General features: G+C 70.8%; 16 protein-coding genes and 1 pseudogene. 14 read left to right on the top strand and 3 right to left on the bottom strand.

Features of this window, described 5'->3' with window-relative positions:
• The first annotated feature begins 20 nt into the window (after window positions 1-20).
• Window positions 21-3,320, top strand: a complete 3,300-nt coding sequence (locus tag LY12_RS26165; protein ID WP_253859402.1) for a transglycosylase domain-containing protein — start codon at window positions 21-23, stop codon at window positions 3,318-3,320.
• Window positions 3,321-3,611: 291 nt separating this feature from the next.
• Window positions 3,612-5,249: a glycosyltransferase family 87 protein gene (locus LY12_RS22210; RefSeq protein ID WP_253859655.1), complete on the top strand. Its 1,638-nt coding sequence runs from the start codon at window positions 3,612-3,614 to the stop codon at window positions 5,247-5,249.
• Window positions 5,250-5,569: 320 nt separating this feature from the next.
• Here LY12_RS22210 and LY12_RS22205 read toward each other — a convergent pair.
• Window positions 5,570-6,262: pseudogene (locus tag LY12_RS22205) on the bottom strand (glycosyltransferase 87 family protein); the annotation flags it as partial.
• A 337-nt stretch (window positions 6,263-6,599) separates the two neighbouring features.
• Window positions 6,600-7,364, bottom strand: a complete 765-nt coding sequence (locus LY12_RS22200; RefSeq protein ID WP_253859400.1) for a deoxyribonuclease IV — start codon at window positions 7,362-7,364, stop codon at window positions 6,600-6,602.
• Between the two features lie 158 nt (window positions 7,365-7,522).
• On the opposite strand from LY12_RS22200, the gene LY12_RS22195 reads away from it, so the two are divergent.
• The 12 genes from LY12_RS22195 to dnaB all read left to right on the top strand — a co-directional run bounded on the left by LY12_RS22195 (window position 7,523) and on the right by dnaB (window position 18,665).
• Entirely contained in the window at window positions 7,523-8,479 is a 957-nt protein-coding gene (locus LY12_RS22195) for a hypothetical protein (RefSeq protein ID WP_253859398.1), read from the top strand.
• Window positions 8,480-8,534: 55 nt separating this feature from the next.
• Window positions 8,535-9,647 carry a hypothetical protein gene (locus LY12_RS22190; protein ID WP_253859396.1) on the top strand — a complete coding sequence of 371 codons (1,113 nt, stop codon included), beginning with the start codon at window positions 8,535-8,537 and terminating at the stop codon, window positions 9,645-9,647.
• A 215-nt stretch (window positions 9,648-9,862) separates the two neighbouring features.
• Window positions 9,863-10,822 carry a hypothetical protein gene (locus LY12_RS22185; RefSeq protein WP_253859395.1) on the top strand — a complete coding sequence of 320 codons (960 nt, stop codon included), beginning with the start codon at window positions 9,863-9,865 and terminating at the stop codon, window positions 10,820-10,822.
• 214 nt (window positions 10,823-11,036) lie between these two features.
• Complete coding sequence (rpsF, locus tag LY12_RS22180; protein WP_183647626.1) at window positions 11,037-11,369, top strand: 30S ribosomal protein S6; 333 nt, start codon at window positions 11,037-11,039, stop codon at window positions 11,367-11,369.
• A gap of 10 nt (window positions 11,370-11,379) precedes the next feature.
• The gene (locus LY12_RS22175) at window positions 11,380-11,886 is read left to right on the top strand and encodes a single-stranded DNA-binding protein (protein ID WP_253859393.1); all 507 of its coding nucleotides are present in this window, start codon (window positions 11,380-11,382) and stop codon (window positions 11,884-11,886) included.
• A 60-nt stretch (window positions 11,887-11,946) separates the two neighbouring features.
• Window positions 11,947-12,195, top strand: coding sequence for a 30S ribosomal protein S18 (gene rpsR, locus LY12_RS22170; protein ID WP_183647620.1), 249 nt, complete (start codon window positions 11,947-11,949; stop codon window positions 12,193-12,195).
• A 14-nt stretch (window positions 12,196-12,209) separates the two neighbouring features.
• A complete protein-coding gene (gene rplI, locus LY12_RS22165) occupies window positions 12,210-12,665 on the top strand; it encodes a 50S ribosomal protein L9 (protein WP_253859392.1) in 456 nt (151 codons plus the stop codon).
• Between the two features lie 335 nt (window positions 12,666-13,000).
• Window positions 13,001-13,444, top strand: coding sequence for a hypothetical protein (locus tag LY12_RS22160; protein ID WP_253859390.1), 444 nt, complete (start codon window positions 13,001-13,003; stop codon window positions 13,442-13,444).
• The gene (locus LY12_RS22155) at window positions 13,441-14,085 is read left to right on the top strand and encodes a DUF3558 domain-containing protein (RefSeq protein WP_253859388.1); all 645 of its coding nucleotides are present in this window, start codon (window positions 13,441-13,443) and stop codon (window positions 14,083-14,085) included. The genes LY12_RS22160 and LY12_RS22155 overlap by 4 nt, the downstream gene beginning before the upstream one ends.
• Before the next feature lie 61 nt (window positions 14,086-14,146).
• A complete protein-coding gene (locus LY12_RS22150) occupies window positions 14,147-15,562 on the top strand; it encodes a PPE domain-containing protein (protein WP_253859682.1) in 1,416 nt (471 codons plus the stop codon).
• 188 nt (window positions 15,563-15,750) lie between these two features.
• Complete coding sequence (locus tag LY12_RS22145) at window positions 15,751-16,539, top strand: ESX secretion-associated protein EspG (RefSeq protein ID WP_253859386.1); 789 nt, start codon at window positions 15,751-15,753, stop codon at window positions 16,537-16,539.
• A 737-nt stretch (window positions 16,540-17,276) separates the two neighbouring features.
• Window positions 17,277-18,665: a replicative DNA helicase gene (gene dnaB, locus LY12_RS22140; RefSeq protein WP_253859385.1), complete on the top strand. Its 1,389-nt coding sequence runs from the start codon at window positions 17,277-17,279 to the stop codon at window positions 18,663-18,665.
• Between the two features lie 18 nt (window positions 18,666-18,683).
• Here dnaB and LY12_RS22135 read toward each other — a convergent pair whose 3' ends face one another.
• Window positions 18,684-19,409 carry a dienelactone hydrolase family protein gene (locus tag LY12_RS22135; RefSeq protein WP_253859384.1) on the bottom strand — a complete coding sequence of 242 codons (726 nt, stop codon included), beginning with the start codon at window positions 19,407-19,409 and terminating at the stop codon, window positions 18,684-18,686.
• Between the last annotated feature and the right edge of the window lie 130 nt (window positions 19,410-19,539).

The following is a 19,539-nucleotide window of genomic DNA, read 5'->3' as shown; positions in this document are numbered from 1 at the left end:
CCGATCTGGGAGGGTCTTGAGTGAACGACCAGGGAAATCACGGCTGGCCGGAACAGGAACCGGGCCGCCAGCGCCCCCGGCGCCCCGACGCCGGTGACGCTCCGCAATGGCCCGGTGACGGAGCGGACGAACCGCCGAGACCTCCGCGTGGGCCGCGACAGGCACCGCAGGGCGATCAGCCTCGGCGATCCGGGCCGCCTCAGCAGCCAGGGCAGCAGCATCCCCAGCGCCCCCCGCGGCCGCCGCAGCACCAGCGTCCGCCGCAGGAGGGACAGCCACCGCGCGGCCAGCGCCCGCCGCAGGACTCCGGTCAGCAGCCTCCCCGCGGGCCCCAGCAACCCGGGCAACCCGACCAGCCGCGGCAGCCCCGGGGCGGCCCACAGGCCGGCAGGCCACCGCAGCAGTCCGGGCAGCCCCGCAACCCCGGACAGCAGCCGCCGCCCGCTTGGCCGGACGCCGAGAGCGACCGCGGCGGCAGGCACGCCTCACCCGAAGGCAGGCCGCCCCGGCAGCCCCAGCGGCCACCCGAAGGACAGCGGCCCCCCGAGTCGCAGCGCCCTCCCGAGTCGCAGCGGCCACCCGAACGGCAGGGCCGCCCGGTTGACCCGCAGCAGGATCCGCGCCGCAGGCAGGCGCCACCGCCCGGTGGTGCGGACCAGTCCCGCCGCGGGCAGCGTGGTCCGGACGACCAGCGCCATCCGGATCAGCGTCCCGGCGAGCAGCGCGAGCCCGGCCCGCGCCGCCCCGACCAACAGCGCAGGCCCGACGACCGCCGTCCCGAGGGACACCCCGGGGAGCGCTCCCGCCGCCCCGGTGCCGCGGCGGCGGGAGCGGCCGGTGCCGGCGCGGCGGGCGCGGCCGCGGGCGGATACGCGGCGCACGCGTCCGAACAGCCCGACCCGGGACTGATCACACACCAGGGTTACGGCAGGCGTGACTACTCCGACCCGTACGGCCATGAGGCCTACCGGGCCGACCCGCTCACCGGCGCCTACGACGAGGACGGCTTCTCGGACGACGTGGCGCCGGCGGCCTCGGCCTCACACGCCGAGGGCGGCGTCGGACCCGACGACGAGGAACCCACCGGCCGCAAGGGCAAGAAGCTCCTCACCCCCGCCCAGCGCAAGAAGCGCCGCTGGCGGCGGATCCGGCGCACGATCTACGCCGGTGTCGGCGTGTTCGTCGTACTGCCCGCGATCGCGTTCGTCGTGACGTACTTCATGGTCGACGTGCCGACGCCGGAAGAGGTGGCCGCCCAGCAGGGCAAGGTCGTCAACTACTACTACGCGGGCGGCGAGAAGATGGCCGAGGAGGCGCCTCCCGAGGGCAGGCGCGTCATCCTGCAACCGGAGGACATCCCGGACACCGTCAAGCACGCGGCGTACGCGGCGGAGGACGCCACGTTCGAGACCAACTCGGGCTTCGACGTCACGGGCATCCTGCGCGCCGTGTGGAACCAGGCGACGGGTGGCACCGGCGGTGGTTCGACCATCAGCCAGCAGTACGTCAAGGTCGCGACCGACAACGACGAATACTCGTACACGCGGAAATGGACCGAGCTCGTCAAGTCGTTCAAGATGAACAACGAGCAGTCCAAGGCCGAGATCATCACCGCGTACCTGAACACCATCTACTTCGGACGCGGTGCGTACGGCATCGAGACGGCGGCACAGTCGTACTACGGCAAGAGCGCGAAGGACCTGAACGCCTCGGAGGCGGCGCTGCTGGCGGGGATGATCCAGCAGCCGGGCCGGGTCGAGGACGAACAGGTCCGGGAGCAACGCTGGTCCTACGTGATGGACCAGATGGTGGCCAACAAGTGGCTGTCCAAGCAGGAGCGCAACGCCGCGAAACCGCCGCAGCTGATCCCCGACGAGAAGGCGAGGCCGGAGGCGCTGACGGGCCCTGACGCGTTCATCAAGAACCGGGTGATGGCCGAACTCGCCGCGAAGGGCTACTCGCAGGAGAAGATCCAGACCGGCGGCTACAAGATCTACACCACGATCGACAAACGGGCCCAGAAGGCGGCCAAGGAATCGGTCAACGAGGTGATGAAGGATCAGCCGAAGGAGCTTCGCAAGGCGCTCGTCGCCGTCGACCCGAAGAGCGGCGGGGTACGTGCCTACTACGGCGGTCCGAACGAACCCGGTGTCGACGAGATGGACTGGGGCAACGTCCAGCGCAACCCCGGATCGTCGTTCAAACCGTTCGACTTCACGGCGTTGCTGCAGCAGGGCGAGAAGGGCCTGTACTCGACCTACGACGGCAGCTCACCGCGGCAGTTCGGCACCGTCACCGTCGGCAACTCGAGCGGCGTGGAGTGCAACCCGTGCACGGTCCGCGAAGCGATGGAACGCTCCATCAACACCGTGTTCTACGACATGGTGACCAACGACGTCGGTCCCCGCGCGGTGGCCGAGGCCGCGCAGGCCGCGGGCATCCCGGAGAAGCACGGCGAGAAGCCGACGATGGGCAGCCTCGACGGCAACATCTCCATCGGCGGTGGCCAGACCCAGGTCACGCCGACGGACATGGCAGGCGCGTACGCGACGTTCGCAGCCGACGGCATCCAGCGCGACACCCACTTCGTGGCCAAGCTGGAAACATCCGACGGCGAGGTGCTGTTCGACGAGACGACGCCTGCGGCGAAGAAGGGCGAGCAGGCCTTCGACTCCGATCCGGAGAAGAACCGGCAGATCTCGCGCAACGTCACCGAGTCGATGATCGACGTACTGCCCGGTTCGGACCTGTCGTGCCCCGGCGATCACTCGTGCGCGGGCAAGACCGGTACGCACCAGTACGACCAGGGTGACGTCGAGTCCGACGAGAACTCGCAGGCGTGGATGGTGGGCTACTCGCCGCAGATCTCGGCGTCCGCGTGGGTCGGCACCGGCCGGGGCGAGCCGATCCGCGACGCGGCCGGCAGCCCGATCTACGGCAGCGGTCTTCCGGGGTCGATCTGGGAAGAGTTCATGAACCGCTACCTCGAACCGCTCGATCCCGAGGAGTTCAGCGACCTGTCCGCCGACGAGATCTTCGGGCCCGCTCAGGCACCCGTCACGGACGACTCGTCGGCCACGCCGGAGGAACCGGAGCAACCCTCCTCCACCCAGGAATCGACCAGCCAGAAGCCGAGCAGCACGCCGTCCCCGCCTCCGCGGTCGTCGGCGCCACCGTCGCACGGGCGGCCGTCCGAGCCGAGTTCCCCGGCCGAGCCCACCGAGAGTGAGGACGACGGCGGCGGCTGGCTGGGCGGCGGCGCGGACGACCCGGACACCGCCAACGGCAACGGCAACGGCGGCGGTCCGCCGGGCGGCTGATCCGACCCGGCCGTATCGCCACGCTTCCCGGGCCCTGGTCCTCGTCCGGACCAGGGCCCGGGAAGCACGGCCGCATCGCGGGAGACGCATTACAGGAGCGTCACGGCTACCGCTTGTAACATCCGACGCGTGCCCAGCGATACGCCTTCTTCCTCGTCGCACGCCTGCTCGGCGGGCGGAACGGACAACGGCTCCGGCGACGAGCCGGATCCGCCGGGCACGGTCGATGCGGACCCCGCCGCGTCCGAACCGGCCGGCGCTGAACCGGCCGGGACCCCCGAGACGGCGTCGCTGGACCCGTCACAGCGGGTGATCCCGAGCCACACCGACCCGCTGGCCGCGAAAGCCACCACGCCGCTCGGCGGCCCGCTGGGCGAACACGCGGCCGTCGGCAGGCACTGGTTCTGGTCGCCACTGCGGGTCGGGCTGCTGCTCGGCGTGATCGCGCTGATGCTGTCGTGGTTCGGCAAGGCCGCCTGCATCCAGCAGTACGAGGACGCCGCGGGCAACCTGCAGCTGGACTGGCAGTCGAACCGCCAGTACGTGGCGATGTGCTATTCCGACATCGTCCCGCTGTACACCGCCGAACGTCTCGACCAGCCGGACACGTTCCCGTACGTCACGCACTGGAGCGAAGAGGTCGGCGAGGGAGAGTTCCAACGCCGCTACATGGAGTACCCGGTGCTGACCGGGCTGTTCCAGTGGGTCAACGCGAAACTCACGCACGGCTGGGTGGGGGTCGCCGACAGGGGCCTGTTGCCAGGGGCACTGCCGGTGGCGGTGTACTTCAACATCACGGCGCTGCTGCTGGCCGCCGCCTGGCTGACGACGATCTGGGCCACTGCGCGCATCGCCCGGCGCAGACCGTGGGACGCGGCGCTGGTGGCGATCTCGCCGCTGGTCGTCGTGCACGCGTTCACCAACTTCGACACGCTCGCCGTTGCGCTGGCCATGTGCGGGCTGCTCGCCTGGAGCCGTCACAGACCCGTCGTCGCGGGCGTGCTCCTGGGCCTCGGGGCGGCGGCGAAGCTGTATCCGCTGCTGCTTCTGGGCCCACTGCTCGTGTTGTGCATCCGGGCGGGCAGAACCGGCGACTGGCTCAGGACGACCCTGGTCTCCGCGGGCACCTGGCTGGTGGTGAACCTGCCGTTCCTCGCCGCCTTCACCGAGGGCTGGCGCGAGTTCTTCCGCCTCAACACCGAACGCCCCATGGACCCGGACTCGATCTACAACGTGATCTCGTACTTCACGGGGTGGGCCGGGTTCGACGGACCACTCGAAGCCGGCGAGACACCGAGTGTGCTCAACACCGTCAGCGGCGCGTTGTTCCTGCTGGGCTGCCTCGGCGTCGCGTACGTGGCCCTGACCGCACCGCGACGCCCGCGGCTGGCGCAACTGTGTTTCCTCGTCGTGGCCGTGTTCCTGCTGACGAACAAGGTGTGGAGTCCGCAGTACTCGCTGTGGCTGGTGCCGCTGGCGGTGCTCGCGATCCCGCGCTGGCGGCTGCTGCTGAGCTGGATGCTCGTCGACGCGCTCGTGTGGGCGCCACGAATGCTGTCCTACGTCGACGTCGAGGACAAGGGCCTGCCCGACGACTGGTTCCTGGCGACGGTCGTGGTGCGCGATCTGCTGGTCGTCGCGCTCTGTGTGTTGATCGTGCGGGAGATCTACCGGCCGTCGGCGGATCCGGTGCGATGCCCTTCGGGACCCGGTTCCGGCGATGACGATCCGATGGGCGGTGTGCTGTCGGGGGCGCGGGACGCCGTCGTACTGCCGCGAGTGTCGTCGCTGCTCCGGCGTGGCCCCGCACGATCATCGGCGGAGTCGGCATCGGCGCCCGGAACGTCACGGGGCGGAGCGTCGAACGGGGAGCCTGCATCGACGGGGGAGTCCGGGTCGAAGGGGGAGTCCTGGTCGAACGGTCCCTGACCGAGCGGCGACGGCCCGGCAGGTCTGCGGTCGGTGACCGCGCGGGCGGCCAGGAACGCCACGAACAGCCCGGCCAGCAGCGCTGCCCTGCCCCACACTCCGATGACGACCGCCTGCGGCGCGAAACCCTCCGCGATGGGCTGTTCGAAGTCGCCGTACCAGCGGAAGACGCCGATGCCCATCGCCACGTCCGCCGTCAGGTAGGCGACGATCCACCCCCACCGCACGCGCAGCAGCACAAACATCGGCAACAGCCACAGCGTGTACTGCGGCGAGTGGACCTTGTGCAGCAGCAGGAACCCGCACAGCGCCGCAGCGCACACCTGCAGCAACGGGAAGCTGCCCTCCCGCTGGGCCCGCTCCCAACCGACACCGCACGCGAGCGCCAGCGCGGCGAGCACGGCAACCGGCGACACGACGTCGGTGAACTGCTGGAAGGCCACGTCCCCGGAGAACAGGTGCCGCACGCCCCAGTACCAGATCGAGTTGGATGTGCCGTCCGCCTGGCGCTGCCCCTGGAACTCGATGGACGCCCACCAGCCGTCGAACCCGGCCAGCGCGAACGGCAGATTCACGGCCGCCACGACCCCGCCCGCCAGCAGCGGCACCCGCAGCGCCTCCCGCACGGCGCTGCGCCTCCCGATGTCCGGGCTGCGCCTGCTCTCCACATAGACGTACAGCGCCAGCGGCACCACGAACACGGCGGGGTACAGCTTCAACGCCGCCCCCACGCCGAGCAGAACCGCCGCCCACCCCGCGCGGCTGCGCAGCGAACCGCGGAGAGCCCGCACCACGAACAGCGCCGCCACCGCCGCCGCGACCACGGGCAGATCCCAGTTGTGGAACGCGTACAGCACCAGCGGCGGACCGAGCGCCCACAGCAGCGCACGCCACCCGGCGAGCCTGCCCAGCAACCACGCCGTGAGCAGTCCGAACGGCGCCAGCACCGCGGCCGATCCGAGCAGGAACCCGGCGTCGGTGTCGGCGGGAGCGGCGCCTGCCCAGATCAGCATGCCGGTCAGCACCGGGTACTCCAGCGTGCCGCCGACCAGCTGCCCTTCGGCCGTGATGTCGCCGTGGACGTACGGGAAGACGTGGTCGTCGACGCCCCTGCCGAGCCAGAGGAACTGAATGTCCGAGTAGCACGCGTCCTGGAAGTTGCGCTCGGCGTAGTTCGGCGTGCTGCGGCCGTTCTCGTCGAACGCCGGACCGGTGCACCGGTGCTTGTTCAGCAGGCCGAACACCAACGTGATGCCGCACAGCAGGATGGCCACCGCCGCGGCGGCACGGGTCGACGGCGACAGCCCCGAGCCGGCGGACGCTGCGTGCCCGGAACCGCCTCGCGGACCGTCAGCCGCGGAGGTATCCGATGTCGTCTCGCTGGCCATCGGGTGGAGTCTCCACGATCACCGGTGCCTGCGCGGCGAGCGCCACGGCCCGCAACACCTCGGCGTCGATCGTTCCTGCCCCGCCGACGACGTTCGCGTGCCGGTCACGCTGCGAACCGGCCTCGTCGCGCGAGTTGTTCAGGTGCACCAGGTCGATCCGCCCCGTGATCGCCATGACGTCGTCGACGACGGTGGTCAGGTCCCAGCCCGCCGCGTGGGCGTGGCACGTGTCGAGGCAGAACCCCGCGCCGAACTCACCGACCGCATCCCACAACCGAGCGAGCATGTCCAGGTCACGCGCCATGGCGGCGTCGCCTCCGGCCGTGTTCTCGATGAGGATCGGCACGTCGAACGTGGTGCGTTCGAACAGCTTCCGCCAGTTCGCGATGCCCTCCGCCGGATCCTCGCCCTTGCGCACGTGCCCGCCGTGCACGACGAGTCCCCGCGCGCCGACCGTCGCCGCCGCCTCCGCGTGCTGCGTCACGCCCTTGCGCGAGGGGATGCGGATGCGGTTGTTCAGCGACGCCACGTTCAGCACGTACGGCGAGTGGATGAACACCTCGACGTCGCTCGCGACCAGCTCCTCCGCGTGCGGATGCGGCTGCGGCTTCTTCCACCCCTGCGGATCGGCGAGGAAGAACTGGACGGCGTCCGCCCCGACCTCACCCGCCGTGGTCAACGGGTCGTCGTCGGGAACGTGCGCGCCGACACGCGTAGCGAGCTCCATCGCCCGAGGGTATCGACCACCCACGACACCCATCGAGTACCTTCACCCGGGACGACACCGAGCAGTCGGCGCGACCGCGCAGAGTGACGAGGCCGGCGCTGTCGGCAGGCAGGCGGGCAGCGGTCGGCGGGCAAGGCAGTGGAACGAGGGTGGGGCTCGTGAGGAACGTGCGGAAGACGGCGCGGAGGAGCGTCGTGCGCACGGGCGTCGTGACGGCGGCGGCCGGCATCGCCGCGCTCGGCTTCGGCGGAGTGGCGCAGGCAGCCGACGGCAACGTCGAGACCGGCGGTATCGAGAGCACGGCGGTCGACGACACGGCGACCGACGGCAGCACCGCCCGGGACGCCGAACGCCAGGACACGGCACCGAAGGTCATCGAGGGCGAGTGCGACGCCACGCTCAAGGGCGACAACGGCGAACCGCTGACCGTGGACGTGGGGGCCGCGGCGGGTGCCGAGGGCCTCGCCGGGATCGGCACCGGTTCCGAGTCCGAGGGCACGCTCGTGTCGCTGCCACTCAAGGAGACCCTCCGAGGCGCGGGCCTGAACGAGACCGGCGTCGTGGTCGACTCGCTCGGCCAGGTGTGCGACACCGCGCAGGGCACCGTCAACACTCTCGGCGCGACGACCCGTGACGTCACCGACGGCCTCACTCCCGACGAGCCGTCACCCGAACAGCCCGGCGACGACCCGGAACAGCCCGGCGATCCGCAGCCCGAACCGGAACCCGCACCCGACCCGGACCGGCCGGACCCTGGCGCCGGCGACGACGTTCCCGATGCGGACGTGCCCCCTGCGCCGGACACCCCTCCGGCGCCCCCGGCCGACCAGCGCCTGTTCGCCGAGCCGCTCAGCCCCGTCGCGCTGCCGCCGTCGGCGGACATCACCGCCCCGAACGTCACCGTGCCGAAGGCTCCCGTCGGTCCCGGCATGGACGCACCCGACCGGGGCAGCAGGCCCGGTGAGCAGGAGAACACCGCACGCAAGTCCGGCACGGCCAGGGCACTGCCACAGGCCGCGGAGACCGACCGCACGCCGCTCGTGTTGTCGGTGGGTGCGCTGCTGGTGGTCGTCGCGGGCCTGAGCAGGGCGTGGATCGCCCGGAAGAACGCCTGATCGGAGGGCATCCGTCACGCCTGCCCGTGTGGTTCGTTGTTCCCAATGAGCCGACATGGGGAGGCCCCCGATGCGCACACCCGGCAGTGACGCCGACGGCCGCGCCCGCGACGACGCCGGGTCCACCCGCGCGGATGGACCCGCCACCGCGAAGGTGACCTCGGCGGTGGCGAAGCCGGCGGCCGTGGCCACGGCCGGGCTGGTGCTCGCGGCGGCTGCGGGAATCGCCGCTCCCGCGACCGCAGTGGCCGAGACCAAACAGGTGCGCTGCGGCGAGACCGTGACGGCCGCACCCGGCGACCGGATCCAGGGCATCACCGCGCTCGGCGTGCCACTCGACCTCGGCGTCGTCACGGACACGGTCGGCTCGCTGCTCAGCGGCGTCTGCAAGGTGACGGTCAACGTGGTCGACACCGCGGTGCGTCCCGTCCCGGGTGCCGGAGAACCCGTGGCCGACGGGGTGAACGACGCCGTCGACGGCGCCACCCGCAGCGCCAGGAAGGCCGCCGACACGCTCGGCGGGCGCGGCGCCGTCGTGCCCGGTCCCGGTGACGACTCCGGCGAACCGTCGGAACCGGCACCCGGTGGCGGCGATGACGACTCGAACGCCGGCGGTGATTCCGGATCCGACGCGGGCTCCGATTCCGGCCGGGGAGCGGGCGGCGGAGCCGACGACGGCGGCACGGGTAACCGCAAGTCGAACAGCCCCGTCGTCGAAGGACGGGGATCGGGTGCCGGCTCCGGCGGTCACGGCGGAGCCTCGGCGCTGGCCTCGCCCGCTGCGATGTCGCCCGAGCTCCGGTACGCCGGAATCCCGGTGGCCAGCGGCGCGATGTTCGACGCGGCGCCCGGCCTGCGTTACGGCGGCCAGATTCCCGGCTACAACCCCGAGTTCGGCGTACTGGGCAGTGCCGGCGGGCCCGGCTCACCGGCGGACGCGGCGGATCGGGCCGCCAGCGACGCCGCCCCCGGTCCCGACGGCAGGTCGACGGGACCCGCATCGGAGAACGCGGAGCTGCGCACGGCCGGCGACGCCTCGTCACTGCCCTCGGCCGCACCGGAGGACGAACGGGGACCGTCGATCCCGATGCTGCTGGCTGTACTCGCGCTCGCGGGCGTCAGCGCCGGCCTGGTCCGCACCTGGGTCATCCAGCGCGCGAACGCCTGACGGGCAACGCTCTCCCGGTCCGGTGACGACCTCTCCGGGTGTTGTCTGTCACCGGAACGTGGCCGACACCACGGCAGTTCAGCGACGGTGAGTGGTTACCGGCCCGTATCCGTCCGCCCACACGGTCGTTTACCTTGATAACGCCTCGCTGTACCGACGCCGCAAGCTTCAGGTCCAGGCCGGGCAACGCCGTTCGGAAAGGGATACCGCTCGAAGTGCGTACCAAGACCGCTCTGACCCGCGCGCTGGGTACGGCCACCGCCACGGTGGTCGCCGCAGGCCTGACCGCACTCTCCGCTCCGGCCGCAGCCGCCGAGACGCAGACGATCGTCGACTCGTGCACCGCGACGGCCGCAGCCCCGATCGGCGCGAAGGTGGTCGTCGACGGCGCCGCGCTGAAGGGCCCGGTCCGGACCGGCGCGGAAGAAGCGAAGACCCAGCTGCTGCAGGCGACGTGGCCGAACAGGCTGGCCGACGAGATCGCGACGCACAAACTCGAGGTCGGCACCGTGCAGAACAAGGCCACGGGCGTCATCGGCGGCAAGCCCATCGCCGCGGCCGTGGGCGAGGCGCTCGACGGCCACTGGGCGCTCGGCGTCATGCCCAGCACGAAGGAACGTGTCCTCGAGTCGATCAAGAACAAGGTCGGCGGCGTCTGCGGGATGCCGGTCGAGGCCACCAACTACTCGAAGCCCACGAGCTCGCGGCCGCAATCGCCGGACGAGGGCTCGAACCCGCAGCAGCACGGCGGCGGCTCCGGTGGGCACCAGCAGCCGTCGCAGCCCGGCGGCCAGCAGCGCGGCGTGCCTGCCACTCCGGACGCCCCGCAGGGCAGCGGCGACGCCTACGCCGCCCCGCGTGACTACAGCGACCTGCCCGAGGCATCCGTGCCGACGCAGGGCAGCGCCGTGCCGCCGGACATGCGGTACTCGCCGCAGGACGGCGTCCCCGGGGCACCCGATTCGCCCGAGTACGGCGTGCTGAGCGACGGCGGCATCGGCGAGGGCGGCAAGTCCGGCGGAGGCGACGTGCGCAACGCGGGCAACGCCGATGCGCTCGCCACCGACGACGCGACCCCGAACCAGGTGCAGCTGCCGATGCTGCTCGCCGTGGTCGCCCTCGCGGGTGTCACCGCGGGCCTGGTCCGCACCTGGGTCCTCCGCAAGTCCGCCTGACGCGACCCTGCTCGTTACCAAAGCCCCCAAGGGCACTTTGGTCGCATTGAGTGCAACCAAAGTGCCCCTGGGGGCATCACGGCGTGGGCGCCGCGGGGCGGTGACCGGCCCCGGAACAGGGGTTGTCGGTCCCGGCGGCTAAACTGGCGGTTCGACATTGCCCTCCTGCCACGGATCGTCCGTGGCCGCCCGAGCCCATAGGAGGTGAGTGGTTGTGTCACGCCATTACGAGGTAATGGTCATCCTCGACCCGTCGCTCGACGAGCGGACGGTCGCACCCACCCTGGAAAACTTCCTCAAGGTCATCCGCAACGCGGGTGGCAGCGTGGAGAACGTCGACATCTGGGGTCGTCGCAGGCTCTCGTACGAGATCAACAAGAACGCCGAGGGCATCTACGCGGTTCTCGAGCTGATCTCCGAGCCGGACGACGTCAAGGAGCTCGACCGGCAGCTGTCGCTGCAGGAGACCGTGCTGCGCACCAAGGTGGTCCGCCGCCAGGAAGTGCGCGGAGCCAAGCGCGCCGCGAAGATCGCCGCGAAGGCCTGAGGCGGTAGCCATGGCCGGAGACACCATCATCACGGTGGTCGGCAACCTGACCGCGGACCCGGAACTCCGGTTCACGCCGTCCGGCGCCGCCGTTGCGAACTTCACCGTCGCCTCCACGCCGCGCCAGTTCGACCGGCAGAGCGGTGAGTGGAAGGACGGCGAGGCGCTGTTCCTGCGCTGCAACATCTGGCGCCAGGCCGCGGAGAACGTCGCCGAGACGCTCACGCGAGGCGCCCGGGTCATCGTGCAGGGCCGGCTCAAGCAGCGGTCCTTCGAGACGAAGGAAGGCGAGAAGCGGACCGTCGTCGAGCTCGAGGTCGACGAGATCGGCCCGTCTCTGCGGTACGCGACGGCCAAGGTCAACAAGGTCAGCCGCGGCGGCGGTGGCGGCGGCGGTTTCGGTGGCGGAGGCGCTGCGGCGCCCGCGGCCGGTTCCGGTGCTCCCGCCGACGACCCGTGGGGCAGCGCGCCTCCCGCCGGCGGCGGTGGCGGCTTCTCCGACGAGCCGCCGTTCTGAGGCCGACTCTCGCCAGTCCCGACATCAGCAACCACGCACTAAGTTCCCCAGGAGTACACAGTGGCGAAGCCACCGGTTCGTAAGCCGAAGAAGAAGGTCTGCGTCTTCTGCAAGGCCATCAAGCAGGGCCAGCCCGAGGCCATCGACTACAAGGACACCAACCTGCTGCGGAAGTACATCTCCGACCGCGGCAAGATCCGTGCCCGCCGAGTCACCGGTAACTGCAGCCAGCACCAGCGCGACGTCGCCATCGCGGTGAAGAACTCGCGCGAGATGGCGCTGCTGCCCTACACGTCGACCGCGCGCTGAGAAGGGAGTCAGTCATGGCGAAGATCATCCTGACGACCGACGTCGACCACCTGGGCGGCCCCGGCGACATCGTCGAGGTCAAGGACGGCTACGCGCGCAACTACCTGCTGCCGCGCGGTTACGCCATCCCGTCCTCGAAGGGCGCGGAGAAGAACGTCCGCACCATCCGCCGCGCCCAGGAGGCCCGCCGGATCCGCGACCTGGACCACGCCAAGGAGCTGAAGACGCAGCTCGAGGGTCTGGGCCACATCGCGGTCGCGGCGAAGGCGTCCGAGGGTTCGAAGAAGCTGTTCGGCTCGGTCACCACTGCCGACATCGTCGGTGCGATCAAGGCCGCGGGCGGCCCGCTGCTCGACAAGCGGGTCATCCACGTCGACGGTCACATCAAGACCGTCGGCAAGCACGCGGTGACGGCCCGTCTCCACCCCGATGTGAAGGCGGACGTGAAGCTGGACGTGCAGCCCAAGTAAGCCCTGAGCTCACCCCGAGTGGCGGGTCCTCCGATGTGGAGGGCCCGCCACTCGTCGTTGGATGCCCCTCCGACGGACCGGCGCGGGTGAGCGGTGCCCTGGGTGAGCGGTGCCCTGGGTGAGAGCGCCGCGGGTGAGCGGTGCGTGAATCGTCACGCGGCGCCCTGCGTGTGCCGGCAGCGACCCCGCCGATGAAAATTTCCGGACGCGAAGGAAACCTTTCCGCCGCCTGGATCGTCCTACTTTCGACACGGTTGACGCCCTCGGCCGGGGGCGTGAAGCTTGCGGACAGGCGGTGTCGAACCGCGCTGACCGGCGAGAGGAAGGGGCAGCACGTGGAAGCGCAAATCGCCGGCGGCGGAGGCATGTTGTCGAAGATGCCGACGCCGATGGTCCACCTTGCCAAGAACTCGGCGAGCCTGGGCGAGTTCGCCAAGCAGGCGGCGAGCTCGGCGGCCGGCGGTGGCTACTCCTTCAGCCCTGAGGAGATCGACGCGGTCCTGTCGCAGTGGGAGCAACTGCGCGACGACCTGCAGAACGACGTCGACGAGGCGAACAAGATCGCAGGCGTGCAGGCCCCTGGCAACGAACCGGCGAGCAACACGTTCGTCGGCTCGGCCAACCCCGCGGGACAGGCGCTGCTGCAGCAGACCATGAGCATGCTCAAGCACACCCAGCAGTACATCGAGGCCTTGAAGAAGGCCAAGGGTGTCACCGAGGCCGCCGATGAACAGGCCGCCGAGGACGCGGGCAAGGCGGGCAACGGAGTGCTTGGATGAGAAGCCGCCGGGCAGGTGCGGTGCTCGTCGCCGCGGTCGCGGGTCTGGTGCTGTCGGCCTGCGGTTCCGCCACCGAGGGTGAGGCGACGGGCGGGGGAGCCCCGTCGGAGCAGGCCTCGTCGGCCGGCGCGCAGGCCCCTTCATCGGCCGCCGCCGACGGCCCGGGCGGACAGGCACCGCGGGTGAGCGATCCGGTCGATGTCGCCGCGCTCGACCGGGATCCGTGCGCGGCGCTGTCGAACTCGCAGACGCAGGAACGCAACCTGGAGCAGGGCGAGTCCGAACCGATGTCCGACGGTTCGCCGACCTGCATCTACCGCTACTCCGACGGCTCGGGCAGCCGAGTCCGGTTCGTCGCGGTGCAGGAGTTCGCGAACGGTCTGGACGACGTCTACGCCCGATCCGACAGCCTCGCGGTGTTCGAGCCGACCGAGGTCGAAGGCCACCCTGCTGTGGTCACGCAGACCCATCAGGACAACCGCGGTGACGGTTTCTGCGACCTGCAGGTCGGGCTCACCGACGAGTACGTGGTGTCGCTGATGGCCCAGGTCACCGAGTCGAGCGACGACTACCCGCAGGGATGCGCGGTCGCCGAGGCGCTCGCCGGCGACATGATCCACAACCTTCGAGGGGGCGCGTGACGCCGACGGAACCTCATTCCGACGCGCCACGTCCGAACCACATCGACCAAGGGAGCCTGAGATGGTCCTGCCAGTTCTCGTTCCGATCGCCGCCGGCGCGGGCACCTACGTCGCCGACTCGGTGGCGAACAGCCAGGACGGTCAACAGCAGTTCAGCCCGTCCGGCTGCATCGACGCACGCCAGATCTACCAGGCCATCACGGGCGGTCCCGGCACGGCGTCGCTGCACGACGGCCAGGCCGCGACCAACGTACTGCAGAACCGCTACCAGCAGCGCGTCGCGCAGATCGACGAGCTCGACAAGAAGATGGACGCCGCCTGGACCGGCGAAGGCGGTTCCAGTGCACGGATGGGCGCCGAGCCGTTGAAGGTCTGGATGGAGGATTCCAACGCGAACCTCGCCAAGAGCGGCACGGTCCTGAACAACCAGTCGAGCGCGTTCGAGAAGGTCCGCACGACGGTGCAGCCGCTGCCGGAGAATCCCCCGGAGAGCGGCATCCTGAACGACCTCGCGCCGTGGGAGACCGACACGGACCGCAAGATTCAGGAGTACAACGAGAACGCCAAGCTGAATGTCGCGGCGTTCGAGGCGTACAACAGCGAGAGCACACACAACGCGAGCCTGATGCCGCAGTTCAGTGAGATGGAGGGCTCGTTCGGCGACGTGTCGCTGGCCGAGTCTGGCATCGCCGAGAGCGGTATCGCCAAGGACTTCATCCACAACGGGGGCGGCTCAGGCAGCGGCGCCGGAGCCGGCGGCACGGGTACCGGCGACGGCAGTGGCGGCGGGGGCCAGTACCCCGGGCCCGGCACACCCGGTCCTGGTGCGCCGGGGCCTGGTGCGCCCGGTCCCGGCTACCCGCCCGGCACTCCCGGCCCCGACTATCCGCCGGGCACCCCTGGCCCCGGTGACCCCTGGGACGGCGACGCCTGGGATCCGTCGATCCCGGGACCGTTGCCCGAGGACGACAGCACCGGCTCGTCGGGCCTCGGCACCACGCCGAGCCTGCCCAACGGACCATTCGGCAACGGCCCGTACGCACCCGGCACTCCCGGCCCCGGTACGAGCAACTTCGGCCCCGGCGGAAGCAACTTCGGCCCTGGCGGGAGCGCCTTCGGCCCCGGTGCCGCCGGCTTCGGCCCGGGCGGCAGTGGTTACGGTTCCGGCTCGGGTTACGGCTCGGGCTCCGGTGGTGCCGCCGGTTCGGGCGGCGCCGGCGCGGGCGGTGCGGCCGCTCGTGGTGGTGCGATGGGCATGGGCGGCGGAGCCATGGGTTCCGGCGCCGGCACCGCGGGCGCTGCGGGCACGGCGGGAGCTTCGGGAGGCCGAGGCGGCATGATGCCGATGGGTGCAGGCGGACGTGGCCAGCAAGGCGACGACGACGAGGAACACGAGCGCAAGTTCATGATCGACGAGGACGGCAACAAGCTGTTCGGCACCGATCAGAAGACCGCACCGCCCGTCATCGGCGAATAGAACACACCGCCCACACGGGTCGGAAACCCCGTAACGGCGCACCCGGTCGGGCCGCTGCCCCGTAGCTTCTCGGTAGCGGCCCGATGTCTGGGCCACCCAGTTCCACTCGACTCAACCCCTTGCCCGATTCCGCGGCCGGATCTCCGGTCCGCGGGCTCGCGGCCCGTGCACCCCGAAGAGGCAGCGCCGTGCTCGAGCACCAGGAGATCCTCCGTACCCGCACCCTCGTCCGCCTGCTCCAGCGGACGGGCACCGAACCCCACGCGACGCTGGAGAAGGGCGCGACGTGGTACAGCCGCGAGGTGCTGCAGCAGCTCGACTCCGAGATCCACGCCGAGCTCGCCCGTGTCGGACTGGCCGGTGACGACGGTGTGCACCCCGATCTGCTGGCGACCGTCGAGGCCATCGCCCACCCGGAGCTGGAGTACTACGGCTGGATCAGCGGCCTGCACGACGGCGCACCCGTCGACCTGTCCGTACTGGCGGGCAGTGGTCGCGGCGAGGCGTTCACGCTGGTCAACAACGAGGCCGCGGGAGTGGTGGTGCTGGCGAGCGTCCCTGCGCGGGAGCTGCTGGACGCGTTCCTGTTGCAGTTGCCGCAGCAGGCGCCCGCGAACGCGCATGCCCTCTCGGTGTCGAAGGCCAGGGTCGAGGGCCGGAAGGGTGAGGCACTGAACGAGGACGTGTCGGTGATGCGGTCCGAGGTGCCGGACGCGGCCCAGCAGGACCTGAACGAGTTCAAGCGCATCATGGGACTCGAACGCACCGGCGGTGGGCAGCTGTACGTGGCGGAGCGGAACCGGTCCGGCCAGCGGCAGCGCGCGGAGAAGCCGGTCACGTACCTCGACACGGTCGAGGGCCGTTGGCTGGTCGAGGAGACCCCCGGCACGGGCGAGCAGCTGCTCGCGGCCGCGCCCGCGACGCCGGATCTGCTGCGGTCTCGCCTGCGTGAGGCGCAGGGCACGCTGGCCGACTGACGGGGCATGCCGCCTACGACCCTCTCCTCGACGGTGCGTGATGGGCGATGACAGCGAGTGCCCGCCCGTTCGGCCGCTGGACAAGCCGGGCGCGGCACTCCCCGTGACCACGTCGGCACCGGCGATATCCACAGCCCGGCGGATGGTCGAACCTGCGCGACACGCCGAAGGGGCAACTTCCGGCGACACGCCGCGAGTGTGACGACAAACTTATCCACAACCTGCCCACAAGGGCTGACCAGGGGCTTTCCCTCGGCCGGGCGATGGCTTCCCCACCTTGTACACAGGTCCGCGGCGGGTTGTGACTGGTTCAGCCCACTCATCCACAGGCAATGCACAGCAAGACGCGCACCGGTCCCCAGGCCCGATTGCAATGCGCCGTCCGAGCGATCTAGCGTGCTTCTCGCGCGCCCGTCGGCGCGTGCGAGACAGCGACCCCGACAATGCTCCGACGGTGCCGCATCGCGACCGGACTGCGGTAGGATTCGAACTTCCGTTCGAGATTTCGGGCGGGCGGACCGGACGGCGGCGGTGCCCGCCGCACGGCCCGGGAACGAGTTCGACACGAGGACGCCCTGCACGGCGGAATCCGAACGGCACGGTCCGAACGGCACGGTCGAACGGCACGGCACGGTTCGCACAGGACGGCCGAGTCCGCCCGGGGGACACGGCCGACGGCTGTTGCGGCTGTGACGCCGTCGGCCGCTCGAACAACGACGAAGGAGGTGCGCGAACCGGTGGCGATCACCGACGACCGCGGTCCCACGACGAGCGGTGGCGAACACGGCACGTTCGACCGTCAGCCGCCGCAGGATGTGGCCGCGGAGCAGTCCGTGCTCGGCGGCATGCTGCTGTCGAAGGACGCGATCGCCGACGTCGTCGAGGTGTTGCGGCCCGGCGACTTCTACCGGCCCGCGCACCAGGCGGTGTACGACTGCGTGCTCGACCTGTACGGCCGCGGCGAACCGGCCGACCCGATCACGGTGTCGGCGGAGCTGGAACGCCGCAGTGAGCTGAGCCGGGTCGGCGGCGCGCCGTACCTGCACACGCTCATCGCGACCGTGCCCACGGCGGCGAACGCCGGGTACTACGCACAGATCGTCGCGGAGAAGGCGGTCCTGCGGCGACTCGTCGAGGCGGGCACCCGGATCGTGCAGTACGGCTATGGCGCCGACAACAGCGGCGGCGACGGCAACGACATCAACGAGGTCGTCGACCGCGCCCAGGCCGCGATCTACGAGGTCACCGAACGCCGCACCAGTGAGGACTACGTCGCGCTGGAGGAACTGCTCCAGCCGACGATGGACGAGATCGACGCCATCGCCTCCCGTGGCGGGGACGCGCAGGGCATTCCCACGGGCTTCACCGACCTCGACGACGTGACCAACGGCCTGCATCCCGGCCAGATGGTCATCGTCGCGGCCCGGCCCGGCGTGGGCAAGTCGACCCTGGGGCTGGACTTCGCCAGGTCGTGCTCCATCAAGCACGGCATGACGAGCGCGATCTTCTCGCTGGAGATGAGCCGCACCGAGATCGTCATGCGCATGTTGTCGGCAGAAGCACGTATTCGGCTGGCGGACATGCGCGGTGGCCGCATGTCCGACGACGACTGGACGCGGCTTGCGCGGCGCATGAGCGAGATCAGCGAGGCGCCGCTGTTCGTGGACGACTCGCCGAACCTGACGATGATGGAGATCCGCGCGAAGGCCCGCCGCCTCAAACAGCGCAACGACCTGCAGCTCGTCGTCGTCGACTACATGCAGCTGATGACGTCGGGCAAACGCGTCGAATCGCGGCAGCAGGAGGTCTCGGAGTTCTCGCGGCAGCTGAAGCTGCTGGCGAAGGAACTCGAAGTGCCGGTCGTGGCGATCAGCCAGCTGAACCGTGGTCCGGAACAACGGACCGACAAGCGCCCGATGCTCTCGGACCTTCGGGAATCCGGTTCGCTGGAGCAGGACGCCGACATCGTCATGCTGATCCACCGGCCCGACGCCTTCGAACAGGACGACCCGCGGGCGGGGGAGGCGGATCTGATCCTGGCCAAGCACCGTGCCGGTCCGACGAGCACGATCGCCGTCGCCCACCAGCTGCACTACAGCCGCTTCGCCGACCTCGCCCAGCAGTAGGCACAGGCGAGCGGCCGGTCAGCCGGTCACGGGCAGACATTCGGCGAGCAGTGCGACGACGTCGCGCCACGCCCGCTCGGCCTGCAGCGGATGGTGGCCGACGCCGGGCAGCACGGCGTGGTCGACCGTCGGATGGTGGAAGGCGTGCAGCGCTCCGCCGTAGACCACGAGGCGCCAGTCGACGCCCGCGTCCTGCATCTCGGCGGCGAACGCGTCCCGCTGCTGCGGCGGCATGATCGGGTCTTCGGAGCCGACCCCGGCCCACACCGGGCATCGGATGTTGCGCGCGTCGCCGGGCCTGCCGGTGACGAGGCCGTTGACCGTGCCGATCGCGCTGAGTTCGACGCCCGCGCGGCCGAGTTCCAGCGCGACCGCGCCTCCGGTGCCGTAGCCGACCGCGGCGATCCGCTCGGGGTCGGTCCGTGGTTCGGCGCGGAGCACGTCGAGTGCGGCATGGCCGATGCCGCGCAACCGGTCGGGGTCGGCGAGCAGCGGGGTCACCCGCGCCAGCATCTCCTGCGGGTCGGTGAACCAGTGCCCGCCGTGGAGGTCGAAGGCCAGCGACACGTAGCCGAGTTCGGCGAGGGCGTCGGCCCTGCGGCGCTGGATGTCGGACACTCCAGGGCCTTCCGGGCCGAGCAGGACCGCGGGCCGGCGTCCGGATCCGGCGGGGAGCGCGAGATGTCCGAGCATCGTCAGGCCGTCGGCGGGGTATTCGACCGTGCGCGTGGTGACAGGCGGCATGGGGTCGAACGTAGGCCACTCGGGCACTCCGTGGCCTGCGCGTTCACCCCCGGCGGAATCCGTTCGGAGGCTCTACCGTGGCGGCACCCTGTCCGCGCGCACCGACCGCAAGCCATCGACGACAAGCCAC

Origin of the sequence: Prauserella alba (genome assembly GCF_024171735.1) — a bacterium.
Lineage (GTDB): Bacteria > Actinomycetota > Actinomycetes > Mycobacteriales > Pseudonocardiaceae > Prauserella > Prauserella alba.
This window is presented reverse-complemented; position numbering and strand designations above follow the sequence as displayed.